Annotated in this window: 2 protein-coding genes and 1 pseudogene; all 3 read right to left on the bottom strand. The window is 33.0% G+C overall.

From position 1 onward, the window contains the following. A pseudogene (locus ACLIJJ_RS26735) lies at positions 1-253 on the bottom strand (hypothetical protein); the annotation flags it as partial. 1,184 nt (positions 254-1,437) lie between these two features. Beyond that, positions 1,438-1,947 carry an ankyrin repeat domain-containing protein gene (locus ACLIJJ_RS26730; RefSeq protein ID WP_411412009.1) on the bottom strand — a complete coding sequence of 170 codons (510 nt, stop codon included), beginning with the start codon at positions 1,945-1,947 and terminating at the stop codon, positions 1,438-1,440. A 250-nt stretch (positions 1,948-2,197) separates the two neighbouring features. Beyond that, positions 2,198-2,413 carry a hypothetical protein gene (locus tag ACLIJJ_RS26725; protein ID WP_411412008.1) on the bottom strand — a complete coding sequence of 72 codons (216 nt, stop codon included), beginning with the start codon at positions 2,411-2,413 and terminating at the stop codon, positions 2,198-2,200. Positions 2,414-2,734 lie beyond the last annotated feature (321 nt).

Genomic DNA, 2,734 nt, shown 5'->3' with positions numbered 1-2,734 from the left:
CAATCTGGACGGTGGAGTTCAAGGCTTGTTGGCCAAGTCGGTTGGCTTCTTTCGCCATACCTGGCACAAATGGTAGGCCTGCGAAGATGCTTTGGGTTAGGCTTGCTTGACGCTGCTGGTCTGTGAGTTCGTTTCCGAACATGTCTTTGCCGGTTACGTATTCGGATAGTCCGTTAGCGGATAGAAGGCCGTAGATGCCCATTTCGGTTTTTTCCAGGGTGCTGAAGGCTTTTACGTTTTTGTAGGTGCTCATGGCATTTTCGGCGGCGCTGATTCCTTTTGTTGCCGAATAGATGCCTTTGCCGCCTTCGACTGCGCGCTTGTAATCATAATAGCCGGTGAATTTATAAAAATGTTTACTATAACTCTAGCTTCTCATAAAAAAACCTGATTCCCTAAAAGAGAAATCAAGTGCTTTATAGTTAAGTATAGTAATAATCATAGTTCAAAAATTTTCTTATTTAGTAAATACTACTCGGAATAAGGGTTATAATCTATTTTAGCCTTACTAAGACCATTAATTAAAGTAAAAAACCTTGAAAGGCTTTTAGCCAATCAAGGATTTTTTTAAAAAATCAGAATTTCTCTCTCGATACAACATTAATACTTGTTTCTTCTAAAAAAGTAATTAGTCTAAATTAATATTTTTTACATAAACTTTTGGATTCGAAAACTTTGTTACCCCTATTTAATCCATGTATTCCTCAGCAATTTGAATACTTCTCTTCAAGTTTAAGTCTGGGTATCTTTGATCTAGTAAGTATAGTAATTCAATATACCTTTCTCCCGTTAGGTAATTAAAATTTATGTAACGCTTTTTAAACGAATAGCGAGTATTATACGACCGTCTCTTGTAAAAATACAACCCAATTTTTGTCTGCCCTGATGCTAAACTAGTAACCTTCTTACGTAACCTACTTTTTATCCACCATATAAAATGTCATCTCGCCTAATTATCGTACTTTTCTTACTATCCAAGTATTAAAATGATACTCCATGATGGTACAACCATCATGAGCTTTCGCTTCTCAAACAAATCACATTCTTATTGTTTCACTCAAAAATCTTCACTTTTTATTATTCACTATCTTTATGTATCCGTATCGTTATCACCTTTAGCATTACGAGCTTTGTCATTGTTTTTAGTTTGTGGGTTTTTCAGTATCATAAGTCTTCTTGACATGTAATATGTCATCTCGCCTATTTATCTTATTATTTTCACAAACACAGTACTAAAACAGAATGCCATGAGGGTACTACCTTCATGAGCTATGAATTTCATACAGTCATTATTTATGTTATCTAACGAGTACGTTCCATACAAAAAAGCACTTGTTGCCTAAAAGATAATCAAGTGCTTTATAGTTATAAATTCTATCTTAAACAAATGAGCCTATTAATTTCTTTATTGTAGGATTTTATACTGTAACTCTTTATTTATTCTTTTTCATCCATCATTCGTTTTAAATATTCAGCAATTTCTGTTTGTCCTCTTTCTATGGCAAATGCATAAGCATCCATATCTTTCATGGTTTCTCCAGTGTATTTAATAGATATATTTATATTATTCTCAACTAATAATTTAACAATCTCCAAATGCCCACCATATATTGCAGCAAAAAGAGGATTTCTATCTGGTTCACTAATATCAATCTCCACATTCTTGCTAATTAGATAATCAGCAATATCTAAATGTCCTTTTGCAATCGCTCTTTCAAGAGCATTTGTAGAGAAAGTTCCACCTTGTGCATTAATATCTATTCCAGCATTAATAAGATATTCTACTATCTCTAAATGTCCATGTGCTGTCGCTACATGTAACCAAGTACCAAAAGGTGTCATCCATGTTAACATTTCTGGTTCTTTCTCAAGTAAATCTCTTAAAGTATCCAATTGACCACTTTTTATGGCACTTCTAATATCTTTAGCAAATTGATTCTTATCCATATTAATTTCTCCTTTAACCTCTATTTCCTTGAAGCAGTTTGTTTTCCAAGGTCTTCTAGTATTTCTATGATATCATCTATGTCTGCACCAGCCGCATCAACTGCTTAACAACATTTTCAAGAGCTGCAAAACTATGTTGTCCGGAAACTCTATTTGGTGCCCAAACTAAATTTTTTTCCCAATTACAGGCTCAATACCATTTTCCCTTAATATTCTTGACCTTCTTGAACGAGTTTTTGTTGAGCCTCACCTAAACCCTTTTATATAAAATATGATGTGCATGTGGATCTATCATAATAGTAGGTGAATCACCTATTAGTCCTTTGAGATATTTGCCAAAATCCATTTTAGCTAATACTTCATCATATTCTTTAGTAATGCCTAATTCAGACATCTTTTTTCTAATCTCAGACAGCTCATCTACACTAAAAGTATTATTCTGTATACCATTTTTAAGCTTATTCATCTTATCGGCATCAATAAGTTTATAACGCTCTTTTCCTTTTCATGCTAAAACAAAAAAGCACTCGTCGCCTATTTTAGACAATCAAGTGCTTTAAGTTCATGTGTTTTTATGTAGCATTAAGTTTGTAAGTTTTATAGTAACAGTACGACAGCCTTTATATGTTGCGACAAGTACTACCTTAAAACTTACAAGCTTGTATGAATTCATTAATTTATTACCTACGCTCATTATAATTGTCGCCTAATAAATATAGAATACACTATTTTATTTATTAAAAAATTTATAATCATTCAATGTCTTAATTTTCTATTTTACCCGTCC

The organism is Niallia laureatilytica (genome assembly GCF_046613985.1).
In the GTDB taxonomy this organism is placed as follows: domain Bacteria; phylum Bacillota; class Bacilli; order Bacillales; family Cytobacillaceae; genus Niallia.
Note: the sequence above shows the minus strand (reverse complement) of the source record. Positions and strands in the feature narration are given on the sequence as shown.

What these genes read in the sequence shown, in the direction of transcription:
- ACLIJJ_RS26730 (WP_411412009.1), bottom strand. Translation starts at nt 1,947, where the DNA reads ATGGATAAGAATCAATTTGCTAAAGATATTAGAAGTGCCATAAAAAGT.
- ACLIJJ_RS26725 (WP_411412008.1), bottom strand. Translation starts at nt 2,413, where the DNA reads ATGAATAAGCTTAAAAATGGTATACAGAATAATACTTTTAGTGTAGAT.